A 14,266-nucleotide genomic window follows, 5' to 3' on the forward strand; every position below is an offset into this window, starting at 1 on the left:
TTAGCTATATTATATTTTTGTTTATAATATGTAATTATGATTTTTAATAGATCTACTTAATTATATGAACTCAAGTATTGAAGGAATAAAAATAGGTCACTGGACTGATAGTGTAAATAAAACTGGTTGCACAACTCTAATTTCTGAAAAATCTTTGACTGCATCTGTAGATATAAGAGGAGGAGCTCCAGGTACTAAAGAAATAGCTCTTTTGGATCCTATTTCTACAGCTCCTAATATTAATGGAATATTACTGACTGGAGGAAGTGCGTTTGGGCTTAATGCTTCTGCTGGAGTAATGAAATTTCTTGAAGAGCAAGATATAGGAATTAAGTTTGGAGGCAGTACTATACCTTTAGTGCCTTCTGCAGTAATTTTTGATTTAAATGTTGGAAATTCTAAAATAAGACCTGGATTAGAAGAAGGCTATTTGGCAGCAAAAAATTCATCCTATGATTTTGAATTAGGTAACGTAGGGGTAGGTACAGGTTGTTCAGTTGGTAAATTACTTGGTTCAAAATATAGTATGAATGGAGGAATAGGTTTTTCTTCATTCATCTTTCATGACGGAACAGTTGTTGAATCTTTAGTTGCAGTTAATGCTCTAGGTTCCATAGTAAATCCTGAAAATGGAGAAATTATAGCAGGTCCAAAACGTGAAGGTAAAATTTATGATTCAGTTGATTTATACTTGAAAGGTAAACCAGAAAAAAGAGGATTTCAAAATACAACTATAGGAATAATCATTACAAATGCAAAAATAACTAAAGTTGATTGCAAAAGACTTTCTATTGCAGCTCATGATGGCTTAGCTTTATCAGTTAGACCATCACATACCTCAAATGATGGAGATCTTTTTTTTGCAGTTTCAACTAATGATAAACCAACTAAGCTCACTATTGATCAAATTTTTACAGCTTCCATGAAAGTGACTTACCAAGCAATAAATAATGCTGTTATTCAATCTAACTAATCTTAACTAATTTTTGGAGAGACCTGAGCTCTCTTTTAGGATTTAGAAATTGCCCATAATCACTGTAAGAAACTTCAGCAACATAAATATTACCCTTTGAATCTACAGAAATTCCATGAGGAGAATAAAATCTTCCCACACTTGGACCATAGCTATTTACACCAAGTCTTGATAAAAGATCGCCTTTTTTATTAAAAATTGAAATTCTTGGCCCTAAGTTAGTACCTGTGTCATTAGATGCTATTCCAGAAAAATATTCACCTACATAGAAGATATCTTCTGAACCTCTTTTATCTATGTAAATACAAGCTGCTCTAGATAAATTTATCCATTGATCAATATATTTCCCATTACTATCAAAAATCTGCACTCTGTGGTTCTCTCTATCGGCCACATAAACAAGGCCATCTCTATCAGTCGATATATTGTGAACTATATTAAACTGTCCTTCTCCAGTTCCTGACTCTCCCCAAGAAAAAAGATATTTTCCATCTTGATTGTATTTGTGAACCTTTGCATTTGAATAACCATCAGCAACATATAGTTCATTATTATTTTCATCTATTGCTACTTGTGTTGGAACTGCGAAAGGTAGCCCGCTCATTTTGCCAGCTTTTTCTCCTTCTTTTCCAATCTGAAAAACTAGCTCACCAGAGGAATTAAATTTTCTAACAGTATTATCACCGGAATCAACGCAATAAATATTATCTGAACTATCTACACTAATTCCGTGTGCATTTGAAAAAATATTTTCTCCCCAAGATCTTAGATAATTTCCATCTTGATCAAAAATTATTATAGGCTTTGTTCCTCTATTGAAAACAATTATTTCATCAAGACTATTTACAGCAACAGCAGTAGCTTCACTTAGGGTCCATCCTTTGGGAAGATTACCCCATTCTTTACCATCAATTTGATACTTATAGGGAGAACTTCCATATATAACAGATCCACTTCCTTTTTCCATATCTTCATGGCTAGGAAGACCATACTCTAAATTTTCTTTTTGTTCTTCACTCATTTTATTTCAATTGGTAAATCTGAGTTACCCCATTCGATCCAAGATCCATCATAAACTTTTACATTATCATATCCTAAAAGTTCTTGTAATACAAACCATGTATGAGTAGCTCTAACTGCTGTTTGGCAAAGAGTGTAAACGGCTTTATCAGTCTTGATTCCTTTACTTTCATATATAGTTTGTAGATTTTGAGCACTTAAGAATCTTCCAGATTCATCGACTGCATTTACCCAGTTTACATTTTCTGAACCAGGAATATGGCCACCTCTATCAGCTCTTACATCTTTACCTATATACTCATCTGGACTTCTTGTGTCACAAACGATTTTTGAAGGATCATCAACAGCCTCTAGTATTTCCTCAAAACCAGCTATTAAGCTACTGTTTACATTCCCAGAAAATTTATAGTCAGATTTCTCTACTGATTCAGATTCGCTAGTAGTTGGAAAGCTATTTTCTGACCAATAGTTCCAAGATCCATCTAGTAATCTTGAATCTTCATGTCCATAAACCTCTAAAGCCCATAAACCTCTAGATGCCCAAAGATTGCTGTTTCCATCATAAAATATCACAGTATCATCTTCATTAATTCCAACTGAACTTAAGGCAATTGCAATATGATCAGATGATGGAAGCATTCCTTTAACTCCGTTAGAGTCTTCCCATTGAAAAACTTCATTTGGAGTCAATCTAACAGCGCCTGGAATATGCCCAAGATCATAATCTTCTTTTTTTCTTACATCAATTATTTTTACGTTATTAATGTTTTCTTCCAACCATTCAGCTGACACTAATTTTTCAGTACTTGAATAGCCTCTATCATCAAAAGAAGTTTCAGATGATTCTGAACTGCAAGCTAAAATTATAGCAATTGCTGATGTTATTAAAATTATTTTTTTCATAAATCCCCCTAAATTAATTTATTTATACTTTAACCATCTTTTTTTAATGTAATTTTCCATTCACTATTATCTATTTCATCAATTTCTACTTCATAGCCACGCTTAAGAGCTTGAGGAGGAATAGTTGATAATGCTGGCGAATGATCAGTTAGAACTTCTAATATATTTATTTCTTTATCCGAGTCTAATTCTTCATTTGTTTTCAACATAGGATATGGACAGATTTCTCCTCTAAGATCAAGCTTTCTTATTTCTTTTTCAGACATTCTTACTCCCTTTCTAGCGTTATTCGCCATACATCGTCTTTATACTTAAACTTAATTTTTATTTTCATTTCTATCGCTTTTGGAGGTATATACTTAACTAATAATTCTTCATTGGTAAGTATTTCTACTGAATTTGTTTTAGTAATACTTTTTAAGATTTCTTCTACCGCCAATAATTGATCTTTAACCGATTTCCCTTTTAGATTTAATTCACTCTTTGTACTCATTTTTATCCAATTGCCTTTATTATTTTTGTTCCTATAAATGCTCCTCCAAAAAGGCTTATACCAAATACCCACCCGGAAAGGGAAAGTGAAGAAATAGCAGAAAAAAATGCTCCAATTGTACATCCTATTCCAAGGCTTGCAGAAAAACCCATCATTATTCCTCCACCTAAAGATTGAATATATCTCTTGTAGTTATTAGGAGTTCTTATCTTGAATTCCTTGGCCATTAGAGCTGACACTAATGCACCATAAAAAACTCCAACTGTACTTACAAATGTATGAGATATCAATCCTTGACCTACGCTAGCGCCAAGACACCCACTTAATGATGAAATACCTTTAAGAGCTCCCTCTGATAAGTTTACAGATTCACTAAAGCTCATTGATTGTTTCATTATTTCTCCAGTAACCCCTGGAGGTGAGTGAAATAAAAAATAAATTATTCCAATGAATCCAATTGCAACTCCTCCTGTTTTTGCCGACCAACTGTTGGAGAATATATTTACAAGATTTTCATTGATTTTTTCTAGAAATGTTTTTGGTATTAGTTTCTCTTTTTTATTTATCTTAAATTCAGTAATTCCTGATCTAGATTCAATGTAAATAACAAGCACATAAAGACCTAAAAGCAGAATTAGGGTAATAACTAAGCTAAAACCGTAACCCAAAGAAAATGTTGAAGGTAAAAATATTTTACTTTCTTTACTAATTAAAGAATCCCACCAAAAATCCCAGCTTATTATCAATAATATTGATCCTATAAAAATACCAATCATAGTAACAACCGAAGCAACATATCCTTCTGCAATTCTATATATTGTTCCTGATACACAACCTCCGGCAGTAACCATTCCAATTCCAAATAAAGTCCCAGCAATTATTGTAGATAAACCTACGGGTAAAATATGAGCAGAAGAAGGATATTCGCCAGGAAGGGGACTAGGCAAAATCCAGCTTAATATACCTACAAAACCAATTGATGCTATTATGATTGCTATTATTACTCCTTTCATATTCTGTCCAGATCCAAATAAAAATAGGTCTCTAAATGAAGAAGCAAAACAGAATCGAGATTTTTGGAGAGCAAAGCCTAAACCTGATGCAGCTAACCAAATTGCTGCATCTGAAAAGTTATTATTTGATATTAAATAACTAATCAAAAAAATTGATAATAGCAAAATAAAACCAATATAAAATTGGCTCGTATAGTAGGTTTTATATGCTTTTGTGGTCATAAAATATTCCAAAAAAAAAACCCCTCTCGGGGTTTCTTATAAATCTATTTATTGAAAAAATTAGCAAATCAAAGAAACCCGTAGAGGTTATTACTACAGCAACAAATACAGTTTTCTTTTACTAAGATTTCGTTTCTCATAATTGCCATACTATCATAAAATCAATAATAATAATGTAAAATATAAATAAGTACTAAATTATTATTATGAAAACAAAATTAGATCCAAATAAAATACGAAAAGATTTTCCAGTTTTAGAAAGAATTGTTAATGATAAAAAACTAGTATATTTGGATAATGCTGCTACGTCTCAAAAACCAAAATCAGTGATTGATAGTCTTACGGATTATTATTCAAACTATAACTCTAATGTTCATAGAGGGGTGCATACACTTTCTGTTGAGGCGACAGATTCATACGAAAATGCAAGAGTAAAGGTTGCTGAATTTATTGGAGCTATTCCTGAAGAAACAATTTGGACCAGAAATACTAGTGAGTCTATCAATATAGTTGCATATGGGCTTAAGAGTAAACTTTCGGCAGAAGATAATATAGTTGTTTCAAGAATGGAGCACCATTCAAATTTAGTACCATGGCAGCAATTATGTACTCAAACAGGTGCATCATTAAGGTATTTAGAGCATAATATTGAAGGAAGAATTGACTTAAAAGATGCGAAGTCAAAAATTGATGAGAATACAAAAATAATTGCTGTAACTCATATGTCCAATGTTCTTGGAGTTATAAATCCAATAAGTGAGATCAGAGAGATGTCTAAAAAATTTGGTTCTTATTTAGTGCTAGATGGTGCTCAAAGTGTTCCACACTTTAAGGTTAATGTAAAAGAAATAGATTGTGATTTTTTATCATTTTCAGCTCATAAAATGTTAGGACCCACTGGGATAGGTATACTTTATGGTAAAGAAGAGCTGCTCAATGAAATGCCACCATTTTACTTTGGAGGTGATATGATTTCAGAAGTTTCATATGAATCTGCAAAATGGAATGATTTACCTTATAAGTTTGAAGCAGGAACTCCTAATATAGCAGATGCTATAGCTACAGGGGTCGGTGTAGATTATCTTAATAGCCTAGGTATGGATAATGTATTTCAGCATGAAGAGGAAATAACACACTATGCAATAGAAAAGATTATGGAATTAGGAGATTACAATATCATTGGTCCTGTAGACGATCATTCTAGAGGAGGAGTAATTTCCTTTACTCATAATCAAATACATCCTCACGATATAGGAGAAATATTAGATAAATTTGGTATTGCAATTAGAACAGGTCATCATTGTGCGATGCCTCTAGTAAGATCGTATGAAATAGTTGCAGCAGCTAGGGCAAGTTTTTATTTCTACAATACTAAAGAGGAAATAGATATATTTATAGAAGCATTGAAAGAAACAGTGAACTATTTTAGCAAGTTCTAATTTATTTTTGGATTGAATGATTCAAATGATTTTCTACAAAGATCTGATGAATTATACTCTGTTCCAATAGTATTTTTTACAGATACAAATTTTGAATTTTTCCAAACACATTTAAGTTTCCACATATAATCCTTACCTTCTACCCAATAGTCATAGCTTGAGATATTATCTTTTATACAATTATAAATCTTAGAAGATTTACTATCTAAACTTGAATTTTTATCTAATGAACAGTTTCCATATCTAGACCTAGAAGCAAAATTTATATCAGGATCGTTATAAAATACTGATAATGTTTCATTAAAATCATTCATATTATCTACAGGATATATTGCAACCGCCAGATAAAGCTCTTCTTCTTTGAGTTCATTTAGAAGACTATATGAAAATCTTGGAATAAATATTCCTTTAGAGTAAGTATGAAATATACTGATTTCATTTTGATTAATTAAATCAGCAGAAAGCTGTCTGTATGTAACTAGATCTTCCTCACCCAATTCAGCTACATCCTCACCTAAAATAGAGTCTTCAGGGTAATAAATTTCAAAATATTTACATAAAGGATTATCGGATCTGCAGATATTTTCTGAATTTCCACATCCTAATATAAATAAAAAAAGTAAAATGTAAAAAATTTTCTTCATTTTAAAATTTCGAATCCTAGATATAATTCACTTATAATGTCTGATTGACCAGAATAAATTGATGCTGAAGGCATTGATTCGGTGCTCATTCTCATCAATGGTATATTTTTATTTTGACTCAATGAAGAATCAGATAATTCTTCAAAGTAAATTATATTACCTAAGTTTATACCTAATCTTTTTTCATAGAACGAAGCTTTATATTGAGCATCTTCAATTGCTCTTTCTCTTGCTTCAATTTTATTTTCTTCCTTATCCTTTGGTAAAAAATTAATATCACTAATTCTTAGTGTATTTCCTGTTTGGATTGTCGATTGATTGATCAATTCTGTAATAATGGTAATTTCGTTTGAGGTCAAAGAAATTGAGTTACTAACCTCATAAGCAATAATTTCACTCTCGCTCCACTCTCCATACTCATCTTTCTTCTTAATCCATCTTTCTACAGGAGATACATTAAATTTCTTTGTAAATATATCTTTTTCACCTATGCCTAAAGATTTAGCAATATCTACAACTTTATTTATATTTTCATTAACTATTTTTGACGCATTAATAATATCTTTATCTCTATGTTCGATAGATATATTTATTTCAATAATTTCCTGATCTTGCTTAACAGTACCTTTTCCTGAAATCCAAAAAATATTTGATTCAATATTTGTATTTTCGTTTAGTAAATTTGATTTAGACAATAAATTTATGTCTTCATTATTTACGCTGGTCTTAGTTTCTTCGTTGTTATTAGATTCACATGAAAAAATAATTAGCAAACATACAATATATAGAATTATTTTTTTGTCATTAAAAATTTTCATTATTCCATAGTATTTTTTAAGTCTTTATATATGATAAATGTAATTATTAGACATAAAATCCCTAATATAGACATAATTCTCATACTTTGTGAAACTCCAAGGCTATCGCCAATAAAACCTGTAATTAAGCTACCTATAGGAAATAAGCTAATTCCTAACTGTTGTAATCCATTAACTCTACCCCTTAGTGGATTTGGTGTTTGAGTAATAAGGATTCTTGAATGCATATTCATAAAAAATGTTGTACCTGTTCCTAATGCAATTAGTATTATACAAGCAAATATGAATGAAGGAATATAAGTAAAAACTATTGATCCTAAGCATAGAAATATAGTTGAAATTAAAAAAACTAAAGCAGGTCTACTTATTCTAACAATCATAGGTAGTAAAAATATAGAACCAATTAAAGCTCCTAGTCCTTGGCATGAAACCATGAATGAAAATTCAAGTGGGCTAGCATCATAAATAAATTTTGCAAAATAAGGACTCATAGATTCAAAAGTAAAAGCAAAGAAATTGCCTAAACTAATAATTATGAGTGTGACTAAAATTATGGGTTTAGTTTTTGCAAAGCTAAATCCAGCCTTAAAACCAGAGTATGTTTTTATTTTATTACTCATTATCTTCAGCTTAGGAATCTTTATAAGAATAATCAAACCAAAAATATTAATTATTGAAAGAGAGATATATAGTAATGTAAATCCACTAATTTCTAAAATAAACATTCCGATATTTGGGCCTATAAACCATGCTAAGTTTATATAAATTACATTTGCAGCTATTCCAGATTTTATTATCCTTCTCTTGACTAGTGAGGATAAATAAGAAATTCTTGAAGAAATATCTACTGACATAAGTATTCCAGAAAAAAAAGTAAAAATAAAAATAAGCTCAATATTAGGTGAGTAAAAAGAAATATAAATAGCCCAAAGAAGTAAATAGATACTGTATGTCAAGATGACAAGTTTTATAACTATCAGTCTAGAAAATTTATCAACTAGCCAGCCTGATAATACACCTGAGAATATCATGGGTATAAATTTAATAAAAACCAAGGCTCCAATGCTAGCAGCATTATTCGTGACATTAGTTAGAATGTAGGCAATGACTGTAAAGTCTAAAAACCTTATAGAGTATATTAAGATGCAAGATACTGCAAACTGACTATAAAATTTTTCTTTGAAGATTAAAGATAAATGATAATAGAAATACATAATTTCATTATATATTTCGTGTTCAAATAATTATATTTCAGATTATGTTTGTTAAAGAGAAATTCTAGGAACTTGCTAGACTTTCTAATAATTTATTAAACTCAGAATTCTCATCATTAATGGAATTAATTTCTAAGTTTTGAGTTAAATAATCTAGATTCGGAATTTCAAAAATCTTTTTTTTCATTGTACTATCCTTGAATTAATATTATTCAAGCCTCCTCCTATATTTATTGTTTGACCTGTTACAAATTTGGAATCTTCTGAAAGTAACCATAATATACACTCAGTTAAATCTTCAGGAGAACCAATTTTTTTTAATGGGTTCATATTTATGGCAACTTTTCTACCAGAATCAGAACCAACTATTCTACTGGTTAATTTACTTTCGATTAGGCTTGGTGCAATACAATTAAACCGATAAGATTTATGCCCATAGCTTGATGCACAAGATCTAATTAGTCCTTCATTAGCAGATTTTGCAGCAGATATCGCTTCATGATTTGCAAGACCGTAATTAGCAGCAACTGAAGAAAAGGCAACATAGCTGAAATTTGTCATATTCTTCTTGAGAAGTCGATTAAGTATCCTGTAATTTGTCATAAAATTTACATCTATAACATCTTCCATTTCTTCCTCTTTGAGGAGGTGTAACGGCTTTAAGATCATAGATCCAATAAAATTTATTGCACTAACTTGTGCATTGTCTAAATCCATATCATCTATCAGTGAAAATAGTTCACCTTTGTAGTCTGATAATAGAATTGTTTCAGCTTTATTTTGAATATTAATGGAATTTCTACTAACTAAAGTCAGATCAAAATTATTATCAATGAAATAGTTTATCACTGGAAACGCTATATCACTACTTGCACCAAAAATTATAATTTTTTTATTACTTATATCCATACAAATTTTTTTAATTTTTTTGAAATATAAGAAAAGAGTTTGTTTGAACTCAAGTCACAACCTGGATATACTCCAAATACACTTATTTTTGACAAGTGATCATTTGGTTCTAAATCACATAATTTACATTTCTTATCATCAGGCCGCATGTGACATGTCTCTTATACTAGTCTTAAAGCTATCTTTATTGAATTCTCTAGAGCATTGCATACATTTTAGGCTCTTGAAATTATCAATGTCAGTGTGAACATATAAATCACCTGAACATATAGGGCAAGATTTCAACACTATAGTCATGGTTATACTCCTTTTTTCTAATATATTTAACATAATATTCTCTAATGACATATATAATGTTCCATTAATACAATATGTCTGTTATAGTAAACACTATAAATAGTTTAAAAGTGAGAATGACATGAATTCAAGTTGGTATGTGCCGTCAAAGAAAGAAATTCAATCAGTAGCTGGTCAGCTTCAGTATGCATTGGTTCATGGTCATTATAAGCAAGCAAATATCATTTCTAGAACTATAATAAATCAACAGTGGTCTCCAGCTGTTATATATTTAGATCTTATTCGAACTACTCTAAATCACATTGGTAATCTGTGGCATGAAGGAAAAATACTTATATCTGAAGAACACCGAGCAACTCAATTCTGTCTATTATTAATGGATAGGGTTAGAAATAATTTTAGAATACCTCAGCCAAATGGTTTGAAAATATCTATTACAGCGATAGAAGATGACAAGCATGTAATGGGAACATATATGGCCGCAGATTTCTTTAGATGGGACGGATGGAATGTAGAGTTATTGGGCAGCTCCATTCCTAACAATGATCTTATAATGTATATTAAATCTTCTAAGCCTGACTTTGTTCTTTTATCTTCTACTTATCCTAAAAGTACTGAAAAGCTCATTGATGCTGTTAATAGCTTAAGAACTCTCGATAAATCTATAAAGATTTTAGTAGGGGGCCCAGGAGCACATAAGCTAAAAGGAAATAATGATCTTATTGACGGCTTTGCAGAAGACCCCTTGCAAGCAACTTATCTAGCCAACTCTTTGGTTGAAAGCAACCCATCGATGGTTCCTCTTGAATCTGTTCTCATATCACTTGGCAACAAAATACAAACTGTTAGAAAAAATAGGAATATCAGCCAGCACGTGCTGTCAGAAAAAGCAGGGCTTGCAAGAACCTTTATAAGTGCTGTCGAGCAGGGCAAGCAAAATGTATCTCTTGGGTCACTAAAGTCTATTGCAGACTCCTTGGATGTATCACTTAGTAGCATGCTAGAAGATTAGTACGTTTTTCGTAATAGAAGTGTTTTTTAAATTTATAGTATTTTGAATATTAACAAAAACGTAACAAGTTATAGTTGGATGAATTAGAGTTTTGTATGTTATAATTTAAAATTATAAGTATTTTTACTTAATTCGTAATTATTTTTGGAAATTAGTGTTTCGAGTAAAAAGTAAATAAGAAAGGTTAGTATCAAGTGTTTTTAGTTAGTAAGAAAATAAACAAAAGTTTTTTTGATTCATTCAGTTATAAAGAGGATTTTCAGCATTCAATCTTATCTGAAAAAAATTATTCAAGACTGAATACACCTAAAGAATTTCCTTACATAGAATCCTTATAATTTAACTTCTAATTAATAGAAATACTTTAGTAAACTCTTATCATATAAAAATAAGTAAATTATATGATCATTGGGAATTTTTGAAAAATATTTATCAATATGGGTTGCTCTAGCTATTATAATAGGTACTTTTTTAGGTTATATATTTCCTAATATTTTTAATTCTATTGCACATTTTGAGTTTGAAAATGTAAATTTGCTTGTAGCTCTACTTATTTGGCTCATGATTTTTCCTATGATGATAAATATTGATTTTCTCAAAATCAAAGAATTTAATTCTGCGCCAAAAGGATTAGTTATTACACTAATAATCAATTGGATTGTTAAGCCATTTACAATGGCTATGCTTGGGATTTTATTTTTTGAGTTTTTTTTTAAAAATTTAGTCTCACCTGAAGATGCAAAACAATATATTGCAGGAATGATACTTTTGGGAGTTGCTCCCTGTACGGCCATGGTTTTTGTATGGAGCACTCTAACTAAAGGAGATCCAAATTATACATTGCTTCAAGTATCTATTAATGACCTGATTATGATTTTTGCTTTTGCTCCATTAGTAGCCATTTACTTAGGAGTAACAGAAATTAATGTTCCTTGGAATACATTAATTATTTCAGTTGTTTTATATGTTGTAGTACCCTTAATATTTGGATATTTTATAAGGCAATTTATCTTATCTAATGATGATGTAAGAATAATTAGTTTTAATCAAAATTTTAAACCTATTATTATATTAGCTTTACTACTAACGGTAGTTTTACTTTTTGGTTTTCAAGGTGAAAAGATAGTAGAGTCTCCTTTCATTATTATCCTCATTGCAATTCCACTTCTTATACAAACTTATGGTATCTTTTTCATAGGTTATTTTATTTCTTACATTTGGAAACTACCTCATCAAATCGCTGGGCCTGCTTGTTTGATAGGAACTTCAAACTTTTTTGAACTTGCAGTTGCTGTAGCAATAGGTTTGTTTGGAATTGAATCTGGAGCAGCTTTAGCTACAGTAGTTGGAGTTCTTGTTGAAGTTCCTGTGATGCTTTCTCTTGTATATTTTGTAAATAAAACTAGAAATAATTTTCCTCATTCATAATTTATTTTAATATAATCTAAATATGGAAATAGAAAAAAAAATTCAAGAACTCGATGAAAGAATTAAGAATTTAGAAGAAATCCAAACTGATGTATTAGATATGTTAGAATTTCTTGCTAAAAGAAATAATATCATTACTGATTAAATCCATCTTCTGGTTTTTTTCTTATATTCTTTGTAACCTGCAATTTTCGATAGTTTGTTTTCTTCGTAACTAACTATTCTTAAATTAATTAGATATATTCCAATTAATGAACCTAGAATTATTCCGAAAGAATTAAGTGAAATGGATATTCCTGAGGTAAATATAAAGAATGAGAGATACATTGGATTTCTTGAATATCTAAATATGCCTTTTGATAATATTTTATTAGTTTTTTTAAAAGGAGAGGGTGATTCTGAGTTTTTATAAAATTCTATTAGAGCTAAGGTCATAATTGATATTGATATAACTATTATTGTTATTCCAAAATTTAGAAATACTCCAGAGCTTATGTTTATATTCCTTATAAAAAACAATTCAAGTATCCCCCCAATTATTACAGGGGAAAAAAATAAAAATGGAGGAACCCTTAATATTTTGTGAATTTTATTCATTTGAGTTATACAATTTTATAAAAAATAAAAATAACAATCCAGAAATTAGTAAAATTATTCCTGTAAAAAAGATTGTTATTTCTAGTCCATAATTATCTGACATATACCCTAACAATATGTGTCCTGACCATCCAAAGCCTATAGTAATAAACCAAGCTGAAACAGCTGTACTTCTTAATTCATTAGGAATATTTTTTTGTAAAAATATCCATTGAATAGCATCAAAACAAGCAGAACATCCTCCAATTATAAATAATAAAATTACTATAAAAAAAAGATTAGAGAAAATAGGAATAAATAAAATACTAGCTCCAAAAAATATGCTTATAGAAGTTGCTAATAAATAAGCTTTATTAATATCTTTCCATCTAAATAATAAGATTATTCCAACAAAGGATCCAATAGACATTGTGGTTTGAAGTACACTTAATGTTCCAATCTCTGATTTTAATATAAATTTACTAATTGAAGAAAGAAGACTGAAAAATGAGAATCCAAAAATTTCAACTATTCCAGCAAAAAGAAGTAGATTTCTTGAATAAAAATTACCAAACACTAGATTGAGTCCTTCCTTTATAGAGCTAAAGTAATTTTTTTTATTTTTTATTTCAATTAAGTTATCTGACCTTAGTAATATACTTAATGAACCTAAAATTCCAAATATAGCCGATAGTATTATTGCTTCTTCAACTCCAAATAAGACTGAAAAAAAACCTCCTAATAATGATCCAATAACTCCAGTCATTCTCATAATTAAGGAATAAATCAACATAGCTAAAATTTTTTGATTATCCTCTACAGAATTGACAACACTGCCTTGAAAAGCTGGAACTATAAATGATCTATTTATGCCTGTCATTGCTGATGCTAAATAAGCAATAATAATAAAATTTTTATTCTGAATAACAAGAAGAGCAAATATAAATAGAATAATAAATCTCAATATTCCGACTATTATAATAGTTTTATTTCTTCCAAATTTATCTGCAGCGGCAGCAGTAAATGGTGAAAAAAAAGTTTGAATTATTGAACCAATTGCAAAAGATATAGTTGTAGCTAGAATTGAATCTGTTGATTCTAATATCAACCAACTTATACATAATCTTTCTATCCACTCCGAACAATTATAGAAAAATAATCCAATCATCAAGCTGCGAAATATTGAATTCTTAATAATTAGATTTTTTCTAAAGTTAATTACTGGGTTTAGCATAAAAAAAAATGTTAATTACACTAGAAGTAACAAATATGATAATTTAAGTATATAAATCTAAGTCTTAATTT

17 protein-coding genes are annotated in these 14,266 nt (G+C 29.8%); 4 read left to right on the forward strand and 13 right to left on the reverse strand.

Going from position 1 to position 14,266, the window contains the following annotated elements:
• Positions 1-64: 64 nt before the first annotated feature.
• Positions 65-973 carry a P1 family peptidase gene (locus MK083_04205; protein ID MCH2673655.1) on the forward strand — a complete coding sequence of 303 codons (909 nt, stop codon included), beginning with the start codon at positions 65-67 and terminating at the stop codon, positions 971-973.
• Here MK083_04205 and MK083_04210 read toward each other — a convergent pair.
• The 5 genes from MK083_04210 to MK083_04230 are packed head-to-tail and all read right to left on the reverse strand — an operon-like array spanning position 966 to position 4,624.
• Positions 966-1,994 carry a peptidyl-alpha-hydroxyglycine alpha-amidating lyase family protein gene (locus tag MK083_04210; protein MCH2673656.1) on the reverse strand — a complete coding sequence of 343 codons (1,029 nt, stop codon included), beginning with the start codon at positions 1,992-1,994 and terminating at the stop codon, positions 966-968. The two genes, MK083_04205 and MK083_04210, sit on opposite strands and share 8 nt — an antisense overlap.
• Positions 1,991-2,896 carry a sulfurtransferase gene (locus MK083_04215; protein MCH2673657.1) on the reverse strand — a complete coding sequence of 302 codons (906 nt, stop codon included), beginning with the start codon at positions 2,894-2,896 and terminating at the stop codon, positions 1,991-1,993. The genes MK083_04210 and MK083_04215 overlap by 4 nt, the downstream gene beginning before the upstream one ends.
• 29 nt (positions 2,897-2,925) lie before the next feature.
• The gene (locus MK083_04220; GenBank protein MCH2673658.1) at positions 2,926-3,162 is read right to left on the reverse strand and encodes a sulfurtransferase TusA family protein; all 237 of its coding nucleotides are present in this window, start codon (positions 3,160-3,162) and stop codon (positions 2,926-2,928) included.
• A 2-nt stretch (positions 3,163-3,164) separates the two neighbouring features.
• Positions 3,165-3,389 (reverse strand): hypothetical protein, encoded by a 225-nt coding sequence (locus MK083_04225; GenBank protein MCH2673659.1) that lies wholly within the window; start codon positions 3,387-3,389, stop codon positions 3,165-3,167.
• 2 nt (positions 3,390-3,391) lie between these two features.
• Positions 3,392-4,624, reverse strand: coding sequence for a YeeE/YedE family protein (locus MK083_04230; protein ID MCH2673660.1), 1,233 nt, complete (start codon positions 4,622-4,624; stop codon positions 3,392-3,394).
• Between the two features lie 206 nt (positions 4,625-4,830).
• Between MK083_04230 and MK083_04235 the strand changes: the two genes are divergently transcribed.
• Positions 4,831-6,063, forward strand: coding sequence for a cysteine desulfurase (locus MK083_04235; GenBank protein MCH2673661.1), 1,233 nt, complete (start codon positions 4,831-4,833; stop codon positions 6,061-6,063).
• On the opposite strand, the gene MK083_04240 is transcribed toward MK083_04235, so the two are convergent.
• The 6 genes from MK083_04240 to MK083_04265 form a co-directional block, all read right to left on the reverse strand.
• Positions 6,060-6,707, reverse strand: coding sequence for a hypothetical protein (locus MK083_04240; protein MCH2673662.1), 648 nt, complete (start codon positions 6,705-6,707; stop codon positions 6,060-6,062). The genes MK083_04235 and MK083_04240 overlap by 4 nt on opposite strands.
• Positions 6,704-7,525, reverse strand: a complete 822-nt coding sequence (locus MK083_04245) for an SIMPL domain-containing protein (GenBank protein MCH2673663.1) — start codon at positions 7,523-7,525, stop codon at positions 6,704-6,706. The genes MK083_04240 and MK083_04245 overlap by 4 nt, the downstream gene beginning before the upstream one ends.
• Complete coding sequence (locus MK083_04250) at positions 7,525-8,739, reverse strand: MFS transporter (protein MCH2673664.1); 1,215 nt, start codon at positions 8,737-8,739, stop codon at positions 7,525-7,527. The genes MK083_04245 and MK083_04250 overlap by 1 nt, the downstream gene beginning before the upstream one ends.
• 183 nt (positions 8,740-8,922) lie before the next feature.
• A complete protein-coding gene (locus MK083_04255) occupies positions 8,923-9,648 on the reverse strand; it encodes an SDR family oxidoreductase (protein ID MCH2673665.1) in 726 nt (241 codons plus the stop codon).
• Positions 9,639-9,797: a hypothetical protein gene (locus MK083_04260; GenBank protein MCH2673666.1), complete on the reverse strand. Its 159-nt coding sequence runs from the start codon at positions 9,795-9,797 to the stop codon at positions 9,639-9,641. Before MK083_04260 ends, MK083_04255 begins: the two co-directional genes overlap by 10 nt.
• Positions 9,787-9,945 (reverse strand): hypothetical protein, encoded by a 159-nt coding sequence (locus tag MK083_04265; protein MCH2673667.1) that lies wholly within the window; start codon positions 9,943-9,945, stop codon positions 9,787-9,789. Before MK083_04265 ends, MK083_04260 begins: the two co-directional genes overlap by 11 nt.
• A gap of 121 nt (positions 9,946-10,066) precedes the next feature.
• Between MK083_04265 and MK083_04270 the strand changes: the two genes are divergently transcribed.
• On the forward strand, positions 10,067-10,957 hold the full coding sequence (locus tag MK083_04270) for a cobalamin-dependent protein (GenBank protein ID MCH2673668.1): 891 nt from the start codon (positions 10,067-10,069) through the stop codon (positions 10,955-10,957).
• A gap of 408 nt (positions 10,958-11,365) precedes the next feature.
• On the forward strand, positions 11,366-12,385 hold the full coding sequence (gene arsB, locus MK083_04275; protein ID MCH2673669.1) for an ACR3 family arsenite efflux transporter: 1,020 nt from the start codon (positions 11,366-11,368) through the stop codon (positions 12,383-12,385).
• Between the two features lie 141 nt (positions 12,386-12,526).
• On the opposite strand, the gene MK083_04280 is transcribed toward arsB, so the two are convergent.
• Both MK083_04280 and MK083_04285 read right to left on the reverse strand, forming a co-directional pair.
• The gene (locus MK083_04280) at positions 12,527-12,982 is read right to left on the reverse strand and encodes a DUF1295 domain-containing protein (protein ID MCH2673670.1); all 456 of its coding nucleotides are present in this window, start codon (positions 12,980-12,982) and stop codon (positions 12,527-12,529) included.
• Positions 12,975-14,195 carry an MFS transporter gene (locus MK083_04285; GenBank protein ID MCH2673671.1) on the reverse strand — a complete coding sequence of 407 codons (1,221 nt, stop codon included), beginning with the start codon at positions 14,193-14,195 and terminating at the stop codon, positions 12,975-12,977. The genes MK083_04280 and MK083_04285 overlap by 8 nt, the downstream gene beginning before the upstream one ends.
• Positions 14,196-14,266: the final 71 nt, after the last annotated feature.

The sequence above is a fragment of the Dehalococcoidia bacterium genome, from assembly GCA_022451965.1.
In the GTDB taxonomy this organism is placed as follows: domain Bacteria; phylum Chloroflexota; class Dehalococcoidia; order Lucifugimonadales; family Lucifugimonadaceae; genus TMED-70.

Bases quoted from the DNA above. Each gene is read 5' to 3' on its own strand.
- MK083_04250 (MCH2673664.1), bottom strand. From the start codon at position 8,739: ATGTATTTCTATTATCATTTATCTTTAATCTTCAAAGAAAAATTTTAT.
- MK083_04235 (MCH2673661.1), top strand. From the start codon at position 4,831: ATGAAAACAAAATTAGATCCAAATAAAATACGAAAAGATTTTCCAGTT.
- MK083_04260 (MCH2673666.1), bottom strand. From the start codon at position 9,797: ATGCGGCCTGATGATAAGAAATGTAAATTATGTGATTTAGAACCAAAT.
- MK083_04285 (MCH2673671.1), bottom strand. From the start codon at position 14,195: ATGCTAAACCCAGTAATTAACTTTAGAAAAAATCTAATTATTAAGAAT.
- MK083_04280 (MCH2673670.1), bottom strand. From the start codon at position 12,982: ATGAATAAAATTCACAAAATATTAAGGGTTCCTCCATTTTTATTTTTT.
- MK083_04225 (MCH2673659.1), bottom strand. From the start codon at position 3,389: ATGAGTACAAAGAGTGAATTAAATCTAAAAGGGAAATCGGTTAAAGAT.
- MK083_04230 (MCH2673660.1), bottom strand. From the start codon at position 4,624: ATGACCACAAAAGCATATAAAACCTACTATACGAGCCAATTTTATATT.
- MK083_04255 (MCH2673665.1), bottom strand. From the start codon at position 9,648: ATGGATATAAGTAATAAAAAAATTATAATTTTTGGTGCAAGTAGTGAT.
- MK083_04270 (MCH2673668.1), top strand. From the start codon at position 10,067: ATGAATTCAAGTTGGTATGTGCCGTCAAAGAAAGAAATTCAATCAGTA.
- MK083_04215 (MCH2673657.1), bottom strand. From the start codon at position 2,896: ATGAAAAAAATAATTTTAATAACATCAGCAATTGCTATAATTTTAGCT.
- MK083_04220 (MCH2673658.1), bottom strand. From the start codon at position 3,162: ATGTCTGAAAAAGAAATAAGAAAGCTTGATCTTAGAGGAGAAATCTGT.
- MK083_04210 (MCH2673656.1), bottom strand. From the start codon at position 1,994: ATGAGTGAAGAACAAAAAGAAAATTTAGAGTATGGTCTTCCTAGCCAT.
- MK083_04245 (MCH2673663.1), bottom strand. From the start codon at position 7,525: ATGAAAATTTTTAATGACAAAAAAATAATTCTATATATTGTATGTTTG.
- MK083_04240 (MCH2673662.1), bottom strand. From the start codon at position 6,707: ATGAAGAAAATTTTTTACATTTTACTTTTTTTATTTATATTAGGATGT.
- MK083_04265 (MCH2673667.1), bottom strand. From the start codon at position 9,945: ATGACTATAGTGTTGAAATCTTGCCCTATATGTTCAGGTGATTTATAT.
- MK083_04205 (MCH2673655.1), top strand. From the start codon at position 65: ATGAACTCAAGTATTGAAGGAATAAAAATAGGTCACTGGACTGATAGT.